Origin of the sequence: Pyxidicoccus trucidator, assembly GCF_010894435.1 — a bacterium.
In the GTDB taxonomy this organism is placed as follows: domain Bacteria; phylum Myxococcota; class Myxococcia; order Myxococcales; family Myxococcaceae; genus Myxococcus; species Myxococcus trucidator.
Genome location: NZ_JAAIXZ010000011.1, coordinates 95,851 through 111,605 on the forward strand (window position 1 = coordinate 95,851; position 15,755 = coordinate 111,605).

Here is a 15,755-nt window from a genome sequence, read left to right on the forward strand (position 1 = left end):
TGTGCGACCTGGTCCGAGTGGTACTTCGCGAGCCCCTTGGGCATTCCCGGAAGGAAGGACGCCCCCTCAAAGGAGTCCCTGCGCAAGCGCAAGGGCTCCGGGGTGAAGCTCCTGAGCCTCAAGTCCATCAACGACGTCCTGACCGTGCTGCACAAGTTGCTCGCACTGGCCCAGGAACAGGAGTACGGGACTTGAACCCGTGCCCTCCGGTGCGACAGGACCGCGCGCCAACCGGCTGAACCAAGACACCGCTGCACCTGGGACAGCGATTCCAAACTCGAGCCCCCTGCCCCAAGAGGCGTTTGCTCAAGCCCTCTGCGGGGCCTACGCGCCCCGAGCCTCCATGGAACCACCCACCGTGGGCGGCTCATGGAGCGCGGAAGAAGCCAGCTCCGCGAGGATGCGCACCGCCTCGCGCGCCGCCGCCTCCGGCCGCACGCTCGTGTCGGAGATGCCGGCAATCAGCCGGGTAATGTCGTGGTCCACCCTGCCCTGCAGTCCCCACGCTCGCGCCGAGGGCGCGCTGAGGTACGCGGAGAAGGCATGGTGCCCGGAGCCCGGCCGCTCGCCGATGACGTGCACCAGCGCTCGCGGCGCAGACTCCTCCGTGTCTCCGAAGAGCAGCTCCCCCACCTGGTACCCCGCGCGCACGCGGCCGTACTTCACCACCAGGTGCTCGGGCGCCACGCGCCAGCCCGCCGCCGCCAGCTCCCGCCGCAGCTCGGTGACGAACGGCAGCAGGTGCCCCTCGTCCATCAGCGAGCGCGCGTCCAGCCCGTCCGAGATGACAAGCTGCGCGTCCCACTGCCCGGCCTGCCGCAGCCGCAGCATCCGCACCGCCAGCTCGGACGCTGAATCCAGCCGCTCCCCCGACGGCGGGTGCAGGATGTAGTCGCGCCGGTCCTCCGAGCACGTCCGCAGCGGCACCACGTCCGGAAGCCGCGCCACCGCCGCCTCGGACAGCTCGGACCAGAGGCCCGCCTTCGCGTCCTCGTACAGCGCGTGGAGCTCCCGCTCCAGCGCCGGGTCCAAATCGTACGTCCGCTCCCCGTGCCCCACCGCCAGCGGCACGCTGCGCTCGCGCACCGCGGCCATCTCCCGCTTCGCCTCCGCGAGCACCTCCGCGTCCGGGCGCGTGTCCCCCTTGCGCCGCCGGTACTGGAGGTACACCCACGCCGGATTCCCGAAGTGCTCCGTAGGCCCGCCCTGCGCGTCGATGACGCCCAGGTCCTGGAAGAAGGCCCACATCCGGTCATCCACCTTGAGGCCGAACTTCTCCCGCAGCCGGACGTGGTCCTGGAACGCCGTCGTCAGGTAGCTGAGCATCGGGTCGTTCCGCGTGGGCAGCGCCATGAGGTAGCCGGGGCCCGCCGGGGCCACCTGCTCCAGGCACCAGCCCAGGTCATCCAGCGACACGTCCATGTGCAGCGTGGAGCAGACGTCCAGGCCAATCATCAGCCCGTGCAGCTTGCCCATGACAATGTCTTCCAGGCAGCAGCGCACAAGCTGCTCGCGGGTGCGGAACACCTCCGGCCCGATGAAGCCCGCCACGTCATTCACGTGCACCCACGGCTCCGGCGCCCGCCCCGCCCCGAGCTGCGCCAGCGCCACGCGCGCCTTCAGCGCCCGCGCGAAGCCGTACTTGCGCGACTCGTGGATGAGCATGTCGCAGCCGTGGTGGTGCCCGTTCGTCGCGTCCGCGCCCTGCCCCGTCTCGAGGTAGAGCCCGAACTTCCCGGTGCGGCGGGCCGCATGCGCGACCATCTTCTCAATCGTCACGTCGAAGGTGCGGTTGGAGGCCTCGTTACCCCCGAGGCTCTGGAACCAGATGCCCGTGGTGCCTGGCTGCTTCGCCTCCACCTGCGCCTGCACGTCGATGTGCGAGAGCACGCAGTGGGGCATCACCTCCGTGAGCCCGAAGGTGGCGAGGATGTCGTGCAGCGCCGACTCCACCGCCGCCACCGACGCGGGCACCGAGGACACCGGATTCGTGCCCAGAACCACGTCCCCCACCGCGAAGGACCAGCCGTTGAAGACCTGCCAGCGGATGTCGTCCGGGTGGTCCGTGGGCGAGTTGGGCTGCAGCCGCGCCCCCAGGTAGCCCTTCGCGCCCAGCTTGCTCCCCGGCAACGGGTGGAAGATGCGAGCCCCCACCGCCGTCAGCTCCGCGTCGCTCATCAGCTTCACGACACAGGCGATGACGTCGCTGCCCAGCCCGCCGAGGATGGCGTGGACCTCCGCCTCGGGCGCGGTGAGCAGGAAGCGCTTGAGCTGCCCCAGCGTCCACTCGGCCAGCCGGGGCATCAGCTCCCCGTCCAGCGCCTCCAGCATGAACGCGTGCAGCCGGTCCTCGAACGGCGGGTGCGAGTGGATGGCGCCCAGCTTCGTGCGGGAGAGCAGCGCGCGCGCCTGCGCACGCGAGACGTCGTCCGCCGCGGCGATGCCGAGGGCGGCGTCGCCTTCCTTGAAGGCGTTGGCCGCGCCCAGAATCTGCTGGTAGAGGCGCCCGTCGAAAGAACCCTGGACCCGGTGGATGTAGCCGAAAACGTCCTCGCCGGTGAGGACGTCGCGGAGGCTCACGCTCATGGCGCGGGACAATGTATCCGGCGAGCCATTCCGGAAGCCATGCACGTGTTCGGGTGTCGCCTGTGTAACGCCCGGCCGCCCGTTCCGTATTCGTGGAACGGATTCGTTGCGGTCCCAAGCGCCCGCGTCACTCGTCGAGCAGGGCAGACCAGAAGCCCACCAGCCGCCACACGTCCGCCGCGTCCGCCTGCCGGTCCACCTCCGCGTGGGAGATGAGGGGCGTGGCCAGCTGGTGCACCTCCGTGTGGGGCCGCAACGCCTCGGCCAGCAGCACGGACTCCATGGCGGGAATCACCGTGTCGCCCGCGCCATGCAGCAGGTAGACGGGCGAGCCCGGCGCCGGAGAGCGGGCCGGTGACAGCGACGGGTCCGCGGCGAAGGCCTTCGCGTACGGCAGCAGCAGCGGCCCCAGCGCCTCCACGTTCCGGGTATTCACGTGCCCCATCAGCGTGGCGGCCGGCTCGGGCAGCTCCGCTTGCAGCGTCCGCGCCCGGGCGAAGGTCTGCTCCGCGAGCGCCTTGTCGGTGAGCGTCAGGTGCGAGGCGCGCAGGAAGGTGCGGATGGCCGCGCGCAGCGGCTCCACCTGCTCGGGTGGCACCAGCCGGTCCGCGACGTTGAGGAGGATGACCACCACGCCGTAGTCGTGCGGCGTCAGGCGGGTGCCGTCCGGCAGCTCCCCCGTGCACAGGAAGGCCAGTACCCGGGGCAGGTCGCCATGCCCGCCGAACGAGAGCGTGGCCGCCACCCTTCCCTTCAGCGCCGGCCGCCCCGAGGCCACCACGGACAGCCCGCCGGAGAAGCTGATGCCGAAGAGGTCCACCTTCCCGTCGGGCGCCAGGTCCGGCTGCGCCGAGGCCCACGCGGCGGCGTCCTCGATGACGTCCGGCAGGCGCGGGGTGATTTCGTAGCGCAGCAGGTCCGGCGGCTCGGGGGTGAGCACCCACTGCCCGCCCATGGCCAGGTCCCCGGCCAGCTTCACCAGGCGCGGCTCGTCGATGCCGTCCGCGTGCACGCCCGAGGTGAGCACCACCGTGCGGCCCCGCCGCTCCAGGGGGCGGTACAGCCGGGCGCGCACCGGGCCATGGCGCGTGGGCACGCGCACGTCACTCACGTCGAAGGGCACCGTGCGCCAGCGCGCGAGCGACTCGGCCGCGCCGCCCTGCATGCCCGCGGCGCGCACCACGAAGGCCAGCCCCCGCAGCCGCTCCGGCCCCGCCCACACCGCCAGGGCCAGCAGCACCGCCAGCGACGCGGCCAGGGTCCTCCGGCCGGTACGGCTCATTGAAGCAGGTGCTCCACGAAGGTGCACAGGCGCTCACGCTCGAAGGGCTTCTCCAGCAGCTCGCGCGAGTGGCGGCCCACGAACTCGCGGGCCTGCGGGGTGAAGGCGCCGCCCGTCATCAGCCCGGTGTGCGGCACCAGCTCCGGTGACAGTCGCTCCAGCTCCACCACGAACTCCATCCCGGTCATGCCCGGCATCATCAAGTCACAGAGGATGGCATCGAAACGCTCCCCCGAGGACAGCAATTGGAGCGCCTCGCGCCCACCCTGGACGGCGCGGACCTCGTACATGTCGCGCACCAGGCGGCTCACCGAGCGACCCACGGAGGGCTCATCGTCGATGAGCAGCAGCCGCCTGCGGGGCACCGTCGGGAGCGGCGGGCGGGGCTTTGCCCCCGCCAGTGGGGCCGCCACCTCCGCCGCGAGCGCGGGCAGCACCACGCGGAACGAGCTCCCGCGCTCCGGAATGCTGGAGACCTCGATGCGCCCGCCCATCGCCTGCACCAGGGTGAGGCAGATGGACAGCCCCAGCCCGGTGCCCTCTCCCACGGCCTTGGTGGTGAAGAAGGGGTCGAAGATGCGGCGCCGCACCTCCGGCGGCATGCCCCGCCCGTTGTCCGCCACCTCCAGCTCCACCTGGCCGGTGCGGCTGGTGCGCAGGGACACGCGCACCTCGTTCTCCTCCACCGGCCGCTCCGGCAGCGCCTGCATGGCATTCACCAGCAGGTTGACGAGGACCTGGCTCAGGCGCACGTCGTTGCCATGGACCCGCGGCACAGGCTCCAGCGTGCACACCAGGCGCGCGCGGTGAGACAGCTCGTTGCGCACCAGCCGGAGCGCGGCGTCCACGACACGCGCCACGTCCACCGGGGCGAGGCGGTCCTCGTCCGCGCGGGCGAAGGTGCGCAAGTCCCGGACGATGGAGACGACGCGCCCGGCCCCCTCCTCCGCCTCCGCCAACACCTCCCGCAGCTCCGGGAGCTGCTCCGAGGTCAGCGCGGGCTGGGCCAGCCGCTCCCGCAGGTACGAGAGGTTGGAGCTCACGTAGGCCAGCGGGTTGTTGATTTCGTGCGCCACGCCGGCCGCCAGCGTGCCCACCGAGGCCATGCGCTCGGCGACCAGCAGCTGCGACTCCAGGTGCTTGCGGTCCGTGACGTCGCGGATGATGGCGACGAGGAACGGCTCACCGCCCGCGCTGGTGAAGGCGGCCTTCTTCGTCACCAGGGTGTGCGGCCGGCCCTCCCTGTCTGTGAAGCCCTCCTCGTTCTCGTCGGTGCGGCTGGAGCGGAAGACCTGCTCGTCCTTCCGCCAGAAGACGTCCGCCTCGTGGGCGGGGACGAAGTCGTAGTCCGAGCGGCCCAGCAGCTCTTCCGCGCTCCGGCCCATGAACTGGCAGAACGCGCTGTTGACGGCCACCCACCGGTGCTGCCGGTCCTTCACGAAGAGCGGGTCCGGCACCGCGTCGAGCGCGCTGCGCAGGAAGTCCGCGGTGCGCTGCAGGTCCTGGGCCTTGATGCGCGCGTGCTCCACCTGGAGGCGGCGTTTCAGCGACTCCAGCCGCACGCCCCAGTGAGAGCCCGGCGGCGCCACGCACTCGTCGGCGCCAGAGCTGGCCAGCGCCTCGGTCTCCGAGGGAGGCCGCGTGGTCAGCACCACCAGGTGCGTGTGCGAGGGGACGCGGGACTCATGGAGCGAGCGGCAGCGCGCGAGGGCCTCTTCCAGCGGGCCTCCGTCGTCCCAGGCAATGAGCAGCCCTTCCGTCATGGAGCCCGCGGGCAGGGCCTCGGAGACGTGCAGCACGTAGCAGCCACGGCCCGCTTCGGACTCGCGCAACCCGCGCTCGACTTCCTCCGCCACTGCGAAGGGTACGGCCACCAGCGTTGCGTGCACCCGTGTCACTCCCTGGCCCCGGATAGGGCTGAGGACCCTCCTTGCAGACGAAGGGCCACTTCATGGATTGCAGCGCCTCGGGGCGAAGCGGTCAACGTCGCCGGACTCCCGAGAGCGGTTGGCTCCGCTGGCGGGTGGTTGCGCGGACCCGCCGGGTCGCTGCCGCCACCACGCCAGGGCCCACGCCACAGGCGGGCAACAGCGGGCAGCGCGCGCAGTTCTCGGCCACGGGCTGGGCCGGGCAGGCGCCGCTCATGCCGTAGTGGCACAGGGCGAAGTCGTAGCGGACGGGGTCGGCGGCATCCAGGGCGCGCAGGGAGGCCGTGACTTCCTCGGCGGTGCGCCACGTCAGGTCCTTGCGCCGGGTGAGGCCCAGGTGCTGGGAGATGCGGCCGATATGCGTGTCCAGGGGGATGAGGAGCGTGGCGGGCGGCACGCGCTTCCAGATGCCGAAGTCCACCGCGTCGGGGCCGCGCACCATCCACCGGAGGAAGAGGTTGAGCCGCTTGGCGGCGCCCGCGCCCAGGGGTGAGGGCAGCAGGTGGTGCAGGCCGCGCTCCGGCCCCAGCGTCGCGCGCAGCGCGTCCATGGGGACGTCGCGCAGGCCGGTGGTGAAGGCGTCCAGCGCGCCGTGCAGCGAGCCCCGCGCCTCGAGCCCCCGGACGAAGAGGGCCTCCAGGCTGCCGTGCTCGCGCAGCGCGCGGCCCATGCCCAGCAGCAGCACGGCGACGTCGGTGCCCACGTTGAAACGGTAGACGAAGCCCGCGAGCAGCGCGGCGGCGCCGGGGACGTCCAGCGCGCGCACGAAGGCGGCCGGTGAGGGCCCCATGCGCCGGAGGAGGGAGTCCACCTTGGGGCGGAAGAGGTCCGCGCGGCCGTAGGCCAGCGCCGCGGCGAGCAGGGCGCTGACCTCGATGTCACGCGCGTCGGTGTAGCGGTGGGGGAACTCCACCGGGTCGAAGCCGATGCGGGCGCGGGTGTCGGTCGCGGCCAGGAAGGCGTCCAGCCTGGGGCGCAGGTGCTCGGCCGCCTGGGGGCTCAATCCGGTGTCACGGCCCGGGCGCCGGGGTGGGCGCGATGTCACGTCGGAAGCTCCAAATGACTCCTGCAACGGCTGCCCGGGGGTCGGGCTTCCCGGGCGCTCGCGGCCCGTGCTCCCCTCCCTCGCAGCGGAGGAAGGGGAGCGGACACTGCTTTGCTACTGGACCGCGAAGATGAGGTCGTCGTGGTCGTTGTACGAGCCGGTGCCGCACGCGGCGACGCTGCCGTTGTAGCGGAAGCGCGCGCGCACCGCCTGCACGGTGCCCGAGGGCAGCGTGTAGGTCGTCGTCAGCGTCTGCACGCCCTTGGCCGGCGGAGACAGCGTGGTGATGTACGTCCACGTCGGGCTGGCGGCGTTCCCCGTGTAGTACAGGTCCAGCTTGTCGGCGGTGATGGAGTAAGCCCAGACCGTCGCCTCGATTCGCACCGTCTTGCCCGCGCCGAACGGCGTGCCGTCCAGCGTGGACACCTTGATGCGGTCGTTCGACTCGTCCACGTGGTACCCGCCATTCAGGCCGTCCGCGCACGAGCTGTTGACGGTGTTGGGCATGTTGACCTCGGGCCCCATGCCGCCGCGGCCGTTGAGCAGCGTGCCGGAGTCACACACGGACGAGACGGAGGCGCACCGGGGCGCCTTCAGCGTCGAGTCGTAGGCCGCCGTGCTGGAGCTGTTGCTCACCGTCACGGTGATGGGGGTGCTCGTCGCCGGGAGGCCCACGCCGTCATACGCCCTCACCGCCACCGTGTGGCTGCCATTGGGCGTGGCGCCCGTTTGCCAGGAGAACGTGTAGGGCGCCGTGTCGGCCGTGCCCACCACCGCCCCATCGACCAGGAACTCCACCAGGTTGATGCCGTTGGTGTCCGTGGCCGTCGCCGTGAGGGTGACGGCGCCGGTCACCGTGCCGCCGGACGACGGGGACGTCAGCGCCACGGCCGGGGCCGTGGTGTCCGTCGGGCTCACCGGGCCCTTGGCCAGCTCCGCCAGGTACGCCGCGGCGACCTTCGCGAACTTGAGCGCGTGGTCCGCCCGGTCCTGGCTGCGCAGCAGCGTGTCGTTGACCGTGTGGATGGCGGAGTTGTGCTGGTTCATGATGGCCTCGAACGGAATCGAGGCCGCGTAGCCCGCGTTCGTCCACGAGGCGTGGTCCGAGCACGCATAGCCGCACGACGAGTTGGTCCAGGTGATCTGGTTCGGCGCGGTGTTGTAGTACGTGCTGATGAGCGAGGTGATGAACGAGTTCTGCGCGGCGTTGGTGTTGTCCGTCATCATCGCCACGTCCACCGTCGAGCCCTTGTAGTTGGTCATGTCGAGCTGCAACACGCCCACCACGTTCTTGTTCAGGGCCTTGTACTTGTTGGCGATGTCCTTGGAGCCGACCAGGCCCACCTCCTCGGCGGCGTAGCCCATGAACTCCACCGTCCGCTGGGGCTGGTAGCCCTGCAGCATCGCGATGCGAATCACCTCGGTGAGGGTGGCGATACCGGACGCATCATCGTCCGCGCCAGGCGCCGAGCTGCCGGAGCTGGTGGAGTCCAGGTGCCCGCCGAGGACGACAATCTCGTTCGACAGCGTGGTGCCGGGAATGGTCAGGATGACCGACGGCTGAGACGTCGTGGGGTGCGGCTCGAGTCTCACGGTGACGTCGCTGCGCCCCGCCGCCGCCGCCAGGCCCTCCCAGTGCGTCTTGATCCAGTTGGCCGCCGCCGTGCCCGTCGTCGACGTGTGGTAGCGCGTCGTGAATTGGGTGGACAGGTACTTGATGGTGTTGCGGATCCGGATCTCCGCGAGGCCGACTCGCAGCGCGTTGACCGTCGCGGCGTTGTCCACCGTGTACGTCACGGCCAGCGAAGACATGGCCTTCGCCGCGGTCGTGCCGTCGAGCGCCGCCAGCGCCTCGGACTCGGACTCGTGGGCGATGAAGCCGCTGCACCGGTTGGCGCTATCGTGCATGGCCCGGGAGATGAGGTTGAGCTGGGACTCGGGCACGCGCAGCGCGGTGACCTCGCCCTTCTGTCCGACGAGCTCCGGCGCCGCGAGTCCGGAGCCGACCAACGTCGCGTTCACGACGTGAAGGACATCCGAGCCCACGGTAATCCAGACGTCGCGGGCCGGGGCCTTCGCTACGGGGGCGCTTGCCTCGGGGGCCTTCGCAAACGCCGGGACACTACCAAGCACCAGGACCACTGAAGCCAGGCGCTTCATGTTCATACGCTTCTCCACTGCCATGCTGGGGGAACGGCTGCTGCGGGACCTGAAGGCGCGAACTCCCTGCCTTCGCAGTGAGTGTGACATTTTCCGCGATAGCGGGGAATCGGCCTCGGTCCTGAAACAACCGCAGTCCACCCCAACCCGGTGGAAGCGTCATTAATTGAGAAAATGATGAAACAGGCTCAGCGCGTCAGCTCGCGGACGGCGTGGCCGAGCTCGGGAAGGATGAGTGCGTCCAGCGCGAGCCGCACCGCCTGGGGCGAGCCCGGCAGGGCGAAGAGAATCATCCCCTGGTACGTGCCCGCCGTGGCCCGCGACATCATGGCCGCGCTGCCAATCTGCCGGTACGACAGCATCCGGAAGATTTCGCCGAAGCCCGGCAGCTCCTTCTCGAACAGTGCCTGGAGCGTCTCCACGGTGCTGTCGCGGCGGCCGATGCCCGTCCCGCCGTTGAACAGCACCGCCCGCGCGCCCGCCGCCCGCGCCTGCTCCAGCGCGCCGCGGATGGCCTCCGGGTCGTCCTTCACCACCACGGAGCCGGCGACCTGGTGCCCCGCCGATTCCAGCGCGTCGCGCAGCACGCGCCCGCTCTCGTCGTGCGCCGCGTCCCGGCTGTCCGAGCACGTCACCACGAAGGCGCTCACATGCACCGGCGCCCGCGACTTGTGCTCGGCCGCCACCTGCGAGCCCGAGGCCCCGTGGTCATGCCCGTGCGGGTGATGGTGGTGGTGCTCGTGCCCATGCCCGTGGTCATGCCCGTGCTCGTGGTCATGCGCGTGGTCGTGGTGCGGGTGCCCCGGCCCGTGCTCGTGGGGATGGGAGTGCCCGTGGGAGTGTTCATGGCCATGACCGTGGTCATGGTCGTGGTCGTGGTCGTCGTGTGCCATGGGGATGCTCCGGTGCGCGCGCGGCGCGTCAGGTGTTCTCGGGCAGCTCGACGACGAGGGTGCCGTCCTGGACCTCGACGGAGACTGTCGGCTGGTCGTCACAGACGCCCGGGGAAGTCTCGTTGCGGCCCGTGTCCATGTCGAAGCCGACCTCGTGGCACGGGCAGACGACCATGTTCTCCTCGATGCGGCCGCCCGACAGCAGACAGCCCGCGTGGTTGCACCAATCATCGAGGCCCTTGTAGCGGCCGTGAATCTTCGCGATACACACGTTGCGCTTGCCGACTTCGTAACCGCGCATTTCCCTCTCGGCGAAGTCCGCCGGGCCCAGCTTGATCTTCGTCATCGCGGTCTCTTTTCCCATAATGCGGTGCGGCCTGCACCCCCGTTCCCCGGGCATTACCTTCCCTCCGTGACTCCAGACGTCAGCCCACCCACCGTCGACAAGACGGCAGTTGCCCAGGTCCTCCGGGACATCTCCCTCCTGCTCCAGCTCCAGGGGGAGGGCGGGTACCGCGTCCGCGCGTATGACATGGGAGCCGACCGCATCGCCGGGCTGCCCCAGGAGCTGGGCCCCCTCGTCGCCGAAGGCCGCCTGGAGAGCCTGCCGGGAATCGGGCCCGCGCTCGCGGAGAAGATCACCGAGCTGGTGACCACGGGGCGGCTGGGCTACTTCGAGGAGCTGAAGGCGAAGTTCCCCCCGGGCCTGCTGGAGCTGGTGAAGCTGCCGGACATCGGCCCGAAGAAGGTGGCCGTCCTCTGGCGCGAGCTGGACGTGGGCAGCATCGAGGACCTGGAGCGCGCGTGCCGCGAGGGCCGCGTGCGCCAGCTGCGCGGCTTCGGCGAGAAGAGCGAGGCGAAGATTCTCGAGGGCATCGCCGTGTTCCGGCGCGCTCGCGGAGAGCGGAAGCTCCTGGGTGAAGCGCTGCCCCTGGCCGAGGCCCTGCTGGAGCAGGTGAAGGCCAGCCCCGGCGTGGTGCGCGCCAGCCTGGGCGGCAGCGTGCGTCGCCGCGCGGAGACCGTGGCCGACGTGGACATCATCGCCTCCGCGGCGGACCCCGGGCCCGTGCTGGACGCGCTGGCCAACGCCCCGGGCGTGGCAACGGTGCTGGGCAAGGGCGGCAGCAAGTGCTCCGTGCGCCTGACGGCGGGGGACCTGCAAGTGGACCTGCGCGTGCTGCCGGACGAGGACTTCGCCACCGCGCTCCACCACTTCACCGGCTCCAAGGCGCACCACATCCGCCTGCGCAACCTGGGCCACGAGCGGGGCCTGAAGATTTCGGAGTGGGGCGTGCACCGCGAGGACGGGACGAAGGTGCCCGTGGCGGACGAGGCCGCCATCTACTCGCTGCTGGACATGCAGTACGTGCCCCCCGAGCTGCGCGAGGACAACGGCGAGGTGGAGGCCGCGCGGGAAGGCCGCCTGCCCCAGGACCTCGTCACCCTGGAGGACGTGCAGGGCGCGGTGCATGCGCACAGCACCTGGTCCGACGGGAGGAACTCGCTGGAGGAGATGGCGCTCGCCGCCCAGGCGCTGGGCCTGAAGTACCTCACCATCACCGAGCACAGCCAGGCGGCCATCTACGCCGGCGGCCTGAAGGTGGAGGACCTGAAGCGCCAGTGGGAGGAAATCGACCGCGTCAACGCGGCGGTGCCCGGGGTGCGCCTGCTCAAGGGCATCGAGGTGGACATCCTGGAGGACGGCGCGCTCGACTACCCCGACAGCGTGCTGGAGCAGTTGGAGCTGGTCATCGGCTCCATCCACGTGCGGCACGGCATGGACGAGGACCAGATGACGCGGCGGGTGCTCACCGCGCTGGACAACCCGTGCCTGCACATCCTCGGGCACCCCACCGGCCGCCTCATCCAGAGCCGCGAGCCCTACCCCCTGCGCATGGACGAGGTGCTGGAGCGGGCCGCCGCGCGCGGGGTGGCGGTGGAGGTCAACGGCAAGCCGGCGCGGCTGGACATCAAGGCCGAGTACGTCCGACAGGCCGTCCAGCTCGGCGTGAGACTGGTGGTGAGCTGTGATGCGCACCGGCAGGAGGACCTGCGCAACCTGGCCTACGCCGTGGCCACCGCGCGCCGGGGCTGGGCGCGCAAGGCGGATGTGCTGAACACGCTCCCGGCGGACCGCTTCCTCGCCGCGCTGCGCGCCCGCCAGTGATAGGCTGCGGCGCGCGCCGATGTCCCGCCTGTTGCCGCTCCTCCTCTGTCTGCTCGCCCTTCCCTCCTTCGCGGGAGAGGAGCGTCCCTCGCGTGCCGACCTGCAGCGGGTGATGGAGCTGCACGCGCGCTCGGTGGTGCGGGTGCGCGGGCCCAGGCAGACGGGGCCCGGTGTCATCGTCGGCGCCGCCGGGCAGGTGCTCACGTCGGTGGAGTCGGTGGGCGAGGAGTTCGTCGGGCTGAACGCCGCCACGGTGGAGCACGACGGCAAGTCCCTGCCCGCGCGGGTGGTGCTGGCCAACGCGGCGCTCAAGGTGGCCCTCGTCGCCGCGCCGGATGGCACCTACCCCGCCGTCCCGGTGCGCCTGCTGAAGGAAGGCGACAGCCTCGCGGGGCGGTGGGTGGTGGGCGTGGTGCCCGGGACGAAGGGGCAGCCCGCGAGGCCCGTGTCGGCGCAGGCCAGTGGCAACGCGCCGGAGCCCTTCTACGACGTGCCCCTGGCGCTGCCGCCGGGCAGCCCGGTGTTCGACGCGGACGGGCGGCTGGTGGCGGTGGTGGTGCAGCGGCACAAGCGCGGCTGCCGGGTGCTGCCGCTGGGGGCGGTGAAGGTGCAGCTCGCGGCGGCGGACACGCCATGAGTCAGGCCCTGGCGACGCCCTGGCGCCCGAGCGCCGTGCAGGAAGCAGTGGGCCTGTGGGCGGTGGGCTTCCTGGGCATCATCGCCGCCTTCCTGCTCTTCGGCGGCACCAGCATCCCCAAGCTGGTGGCCACCGTGGGCTTCCTCTACCTGCCGCTCATCGCCATGCGCTGGCGGGACGAGGACTACCGCGACTACGGGCTGACGCTGCGCGCGTGGCGCGAGGACGTGCGCCTGTTCCTGGTGCTGTCGGCGATTTTCGGGCCGCTGTTCTTCCTCGCCTTCGCCGGCTTCGCGGAGGTGCTGCCCCACCTGCCCCACTCGCTGGCGCGCCACCTGACGCCCATGGTGGGCGAGGCCCACTTCCGGCCCCGGCTTCCCCCGCGCTTCGCCGAGTGGATGGTCGACCAGCTCTTCGTCGTCGCGCTCCCGGAGGAGTTCTTCTACCGGGGCTACCTCCAGGCCCGGCTGAGGGACGCGTGGCCCCAGGGGCGCCGGGTGCTGGGCGGCAGGCTGGGGCGCGCCTTCTGGGTGACGGCGCTGCTGTTCGCGCTGGGGCACCTGGCCATCTTCCAGGTGTGGCGCCTGTCGGTGTTCTTCCCCGCGCTCCTCTTCGGGTGGATGCGCGAGCGCACCGGCACCATCCTCGGTGCGGCCCTCTTTCACGCCGCGTGCAACCTCTACGTGCGCTTCCTGGAAGTGTCCTTCTTCGGAGGGCCGTGAGGCGGATTGGGGGGCGCCATCCCCGTCCCCAATTCCGGGGGGATTTCCGTCCCGGGGACACCGCGGGGTACGCTGGAAGAACGTCGCTCAGAGGGGGCCGCTAAATAATTCAACGCACAGCGGCAACTTTGGCGACGTTGGACCGACAATATCGTACCCCCTAGCAGCGAGGCCCCCCCACCATGAGCATCCGACGTACTGATGGCCCGAAGCCGGTCTCCCTCCGCCCCACCACCGAGACGCAGGCCAAGAACACGGTGAAGCCCGGGACGCCCGCCGGTCCGCGCGTCGTCCAGGATGGATTCGGAAGCCCCGCCCCGCGCCGCAGCGAGCTGGCCCGCGCGGAGCAGACGCTGAAGCCGGTCCCCCTCCCGGGCCGCCTTCCCATCGACAGCAAGGACGCGCAGAGCGCCATCCAGACCTCGCTCGCGCACCTCGCCCCGGAGACCGAGTCCAAGTCCCTTGTGGCGCAGGCCCCGGCCTTCGTCCCGCGCAACGTGGAGCGGGATGAGCTGGGCATGACGCACGTGCGCATGGACCGCGTGCACGAGGGCGTGAAGGTCTTCGGCGAGCAGGTCATCACCCACCTGGACAAGGAGGGGAAGGTGAAGGACGTCACCGGGGAGCAGTCCACCATCCCCGCCGGACTGGGCAGCGCGAAGCCCAAGCTGTCGCCCTCGCAGGCCATCGACGTGGCTCGCAAGGAGTTCGGCGCGAAGCCGGACAAGCAGCCCAGCGCGGAGCGCGTCATCTACCAGGACTCCGCCGGCAAGTACCACTCCGCCTACCGCGTGGAGATGGCCGGGATTGAAGGCCAGGAGCACCCGCGCAAGATGAACTACCTGGTGGACGCCAACACCGGGAAGGTCTTCGAGAGCTTCAACGAGATTGACGGCTTCGTGGTGCCGCAGAAGGGCACGAAGGGCGCCGCCGCCGCGGCCACCGAAGTCACGGGCACCGCCACCCCCAAGGCGACCATCGGCGACCTGGGCACCGTCACCTCGAAGCTGAAGCTGGACCAGGACGTCACCGTCGACAAGCTGAAGCTGGACCTGGACGTGAAGCACTCGTACCGCGGCGACCTGACCGTCACCCTCACCAGCCCCTCCGGCAAGAGCGCCGTGGTGCACAACCGCACCGGCGGCAGCGCGGACGACCTGAAGGGCAGCTTCGACCTGAGCGCCTTCGCGGGCGAGCAGGCCAAGGGCGAGTGGACCCTGACCGTGAGCGACAAGGCGCGCGGCGACACGGGCGTGCTCAACAGCTGGAGCCTGAAGGCCACCGGCAAGCCGGCCCCGACGCCGGGTCCGACGCCGACTCCCACGGGCAAGGCGGACGACACCTCGCTCTACAGCGGCAAGGTGGACCTGGCGACGAAGAAGAACGCGGACGGCACCTTCAGCCTCCAGGACTCCACGCGCGGCAAGGGCGTGGTGACGTTCGACGGACAGAACAAGGAAGAGGCCACCGGCCAGGTGGACTTCAAGGACGCCAACGACGTCTGGGGCGAGGCGGGCGACAACGCGCGCACCAAGGCCGCGGTGGACGCGCACTACGGTGCCGCGATGACGTACGACATGCTCAAGAACGTCCTCGGCCGCGACTCGCTCGACGGCGCGGGCGAGAAGCTCGTCTCGTACGTGCACGTCAGCAACAACCTGGTCAACGCGTTCTGGGACGGCGAGAAGATGAGCTACGGCGACGGCGACGGCAAGACGGCCGGCCCGCTCACCGCGCTGGACATCGCCGGCCACGAGATTGCGCACGGCCTCACCGAGCGCACCGCCGGCCTCATCTACCGCAACGAGTCCGGCGGCCTCAACGAGGCCATGAGCGACATCTTCGGCGCGGGCGTGGAGTGGTACGCGGCGCAGAAGAACCCGGACGTGAAGTTCAACTGGACGGTGGGCGAGACGGCGTGGACTCCCGGCACCAACACCGAGGACGGCCTGCGCTACATGAATGACCCGACCAAGGACGGGTACTCCATCGACAACTACAAGAACTACCCGCAGATGAAGGAGGTGCACGGCTCCAGCGGCATCGCCAACAACGCCTTCTTCCTGATGGTGAATGGCGGCACGAACCGCACCTCCGGCCAGGAAGTGAAGGACGGCATCGGGATGGAGAAGGGCCTGAAGATCTACTACCGCGCCCTCGCCCACTACATGACGCCCAACACCACCTTCGCCCAGGCCCGCGAGGCCTGCGTCAAGGCGGCGACCGACCTGCACGGCGCGAACTCGCCGGAGGTCCAGAAGGTGAAGGAGAGCTGGTCCGCCGTGGGCGTGAGCTAGCCAGCGGCTCCAGGCGCGACGGCCCCGGGGAAGCATGA

11 protein-coding genes and 1 pseudogene are annotated in these 15,755 nt (G+C 70.7%); 5 read left to right on the top strand and 7 right to left on the bottom strand.

Going from position 1 to position 15,755, the window contains the following annotated elements:
• Nucleotides 1-33: 33 nt before the first annotated feature.
• Nucleotides 34-180, top strand: a pseudogene (locus G4D85_RS51015) (tyrosine-type recombinase/integrase); the annotation flags it as partial.
• A 144-nt stretch (nucleotides 181-324) separates the two neighbouring features.
• Here G4D85_RS51015 and eutB read toward each other — a convergent pair.
• The 7 genes from eutB to G4D85_RS28450 all read right to left on the bottom strand — a co-directional run bounded on the left by eutB (nucleotide 325) and on the right by G4D85_RS28450 (nucleotide 10,240).
• Complete coding sequence (eutB, locus tag G4D85_RS28420) at nucleotides 325-2,586, bottom strand: ethanolamine ammonia-lyase subunit EutB (protein WP_164017156.1); 2,262 nt, start codon at nucleotides 2,584-2,586, stop codon at nucleotides 325-327.
• A gap of 127 nt (nucleotides 2,587-2,713) precedes the next feature.
• Complete coding sequence (locus G4D85_RS28425; protein WP_164017157.1) at nucleotides 2,714-3,868, bottom strand: dienelactone hydrolase family protein; 1,155 nt, start codon at nucleotides 3,866-3,868, stop codon at nucleotides 2,714-2,716.
• Nucleotides 3,865-5,757 carry an ATP-binding protein gene (locus tag G4D85_RS28430; RefSeq protein WP_205525750.1) on the bottom strand — a complete coding sequence of 631 codons (1,893 nt, stop codon included), beginning with the start codon at nucleotides 5,755-5,757 and terminating at the stop codon, nucleotides 3,865-3,867. Before G4D85_RS28430 ends, G4D85_RS28425 begins: the two co-directional genes overlap by 4 nt.
• A 91-nt stretch (nucleotides 5,758-5,848) precedes the next feature.
• A complete protein-coding gene (locus tag G4D85_RS28435; protein ID WP_205525751.1) occupies nucleotides 5,849-6,841 on the bottom strand; it encodes a TIGR02757 family protein in 993 nt (330 codons plus the stop codon).
• A 114-nt stretch (nucleotides 6,842-6,955) separates the two neighbouring features.
• Nucleotides 6,956-9,007 carry a M20/M25/M40 family metallo-hydrolase gene (locus tag G4D85_RS28440; RefSeq protein WP_164017158.1) on the bottom strand — a complete coding sequence of 684 codons (2,052 nt, stop codon included), beginning with the start codon at nucleotides 9,005-9,007 and terminating at the stop codon, nucleotides 6,956-6,958.
• 182 nt (nucleotides 9,008-9,189) lie between these two features.
• Nucleotides 9,190-9,657, bottom strand: coding sequence for a MogA/MoaB family molybdenum cofactor biosynthesis protein (locus G4D85_RS28445; RefSeq protein WP_164017390.1), 468 nt, complete (start codon nucleotides 9,655-9,657; stop codon nucleotides 9,190-9,192).
• A gap of 265 nt (nucleotides 9,658-9,922) precedes the next feature.
• The gene (locus tag G4D85_RS28450) at nucleotides 9,923-10,240 is read right to left on the bottom strand and encodes a Rieske (2Fe-2S) protein (RefSeq protein ID WP_164017159.1); all 318 of its coding nucleotides are present in this window, start codon (nucleotides 10,238-10,240) and stop codon (nucleotides 9,923-9,925) included.
• 66 nt (nucleotides 10,241-10,306) lie between these two features.
• On the opposite strand from G4D85_RS28450, the gene polX reads away from it, so the two are divergent.
• From polX to G4D85_RS28470, 4 genes are all read left to right on the top strand, one after another.
• Nucleotides 10,307-12,061 (top strand): DNA polymerase/3'-5' exonuclease PolX, encoded by a 1,755-nt coding sequence (polX, locus tag G4D85_RS28455; protein WP_164017160.1) that lies wholly within the window; start codon nucleotides 10,307-10,309, stop codon nucleotides 12,059-12,061.
• 19 nt (nucleotides 12,062-12,080) lie between these two features.
• On the top strand, nucleotides 12,081-12,698 hold the full coding sequence (locus tag G4D85_RS28460; RefSeq protein ID WP_164017161.1) for an MXAN_2756 family trypsin-like serine endoprotease: 618 nt from the start codon (nucleotides 12,081-12,083) through the stop codon (nucleotides 12,696-12,698).
• Entirely contained in the window at nucleotides 12,695-13,420 is a 726-nt protein-coding gene (gene mrtX / locus G4D85_RS28465) for a myxosortase MrtX (protein ID WP_164017162.1), read from the top strand. Before G4D85_RS28460 ends, mrtX begins: the two co-directional genes overlap by 4 nt.
• Nucleotides 13,421-13,602: 182 nt before the next feature.
• Complete coding sequence (locus G4D85_RS28470) at nucleotides 13,603-15,717, top strand: M4 family metallopeptidase (RefSeq protein ID WP_164017163.1); 2,115 nt, start codon at nucleotides 13,603-13,605, stop codon at nucleotides 15,715-15,717.
• Nucleotides 15,718-15,755 lie beyond the last annotated feature (38 nt).